The 1272-nt window shown below is 64.1% G+C and carries 1 protein-coding gene; it reads right to left on the bottom strand.

What is annotated here, in order from left to right:
- The coding region (locus N826_RS38980; protein ID WP_044437995.1) for a hypothetical protein at positions 1 to 1272 on the bottom strand (1272 nt) is incomplete at both ends.

The raw sequence follows: 1272 nt of genomic DNA, 5'->3' as shown, positions 1-1272 counted from the left end.
CGGCGCTGACCTCGGCGGTGTAGACCGGACCGGTATCGTTCTCGGCGAACACAGCCGAAGGGTCCGAGATGATGACGAGCGATTCGCCGGTGTCCGCCCCCATCCAGGCACCGCCGGCCGGACCCTTGGCCGCAATCGTGTAGGTGCCGGTGGCAACCGGATCATAAGCCGTCAGCACCACGATGTAGTGGGTGAAGGGCTGCAGCTGGATATTCGCGATCGTCGGCTTAAAGTCAGTCTCCGACGTATCGTCGTTGGCGTAGATCAGATTGTTCAGCGGGTCTTCAGGGTCGAAGCTCGCCTCGTACACCGCCATGAAGACATCGCTGAAGTCGAAGGACGCGTCGGGAATATCGGCGGCCGAAACGGAGAAGGTGAACGATCCCGCCAGGATCGGGACAAAGACCGCGGTCGCGTAATTGTAAAGGTCGGGAGCGGACTCACTGATCTCATTGCCGGTATAAACCGTAATGGTGTCCGCAGAACCTCCTTCCAGCACCATCGCAATGTCCGCAGGGGTCCAGGGCCTGTAGTAGGAATTGCCGGTCAGCTGTCCCGATATGAGCGTCGTGGTCGCAGCGGCGCCGTCGAGGATCAGCGTCTGGTCGGCGGTGGCAGTGTTGCCGGCTGCGTCGGTGGCGGTGGCCGAGACTTTGTTGGCACCGCCGAGGTTGAGCGTCAGGGTGCCGGTTTCTGGTACGGCCGCGCCGAGGTCGAGGCTCCAGGCTCCGTCGGTCGCGACCAGGGAATAGGTCGCACTTTCTACTGTGATGGTGACGATGGCACCGGTTTCGGCCGTGCCGGTGATGACCGGTATGCTATCGCTGGTCATCGTTATCGAGGTGATCGCCAGGGATGGGGCGGTGGTGTCGATGGTCAGCTGCTGGGTAACGACCTCGGCCTCTTCCCCGGCGATGCTCACCGAAACGCTGTTGGCGCCGTTTGGATCGAGCGCCAGGGTTCCAGCGCGCGGCACTGCGGCTCCCAGGTCGAGGCTCCAGGTGCCGTCGGTGGCAGTGACGGCGTAGGTCGCCCCCGCGACCGCAATGGTGACGACGGAGCCCGCGGTGGCGGTGCCGGTTATGACCGGCGTGCTGTCACGGGTCAGCTCTCCCGAGGTGATGGTCGGTGCCGAACCCTCGAGCACGTTGGTGACCGTGATGGCGATGTCCTGGGTGTCCTGGCCGCCGGCCCCGGTGGCGGTGACGGTCACGTCGTAAACGTTGTCGCCGCCGCTGTCGGCAGGTTTCTCGTAGTCGGGTGCCGACTTGA

It is taken from the genome of Skermanella aerolata KACC 11604 (assembly GCF_000936425.1).
In the GTDB taxonomy this organism is placed as follows: domain Bacteria; phylum Pseudomonadota; class Alphaproteobacteria; order Azospirillales; family Azospirillaceae; genus Skermanella; species Skermanella aerolata.
Note: the sequence above shows the minus strand (reverse complement) of the source record. Positions and strands in the feature narration are given on the sequence as shown.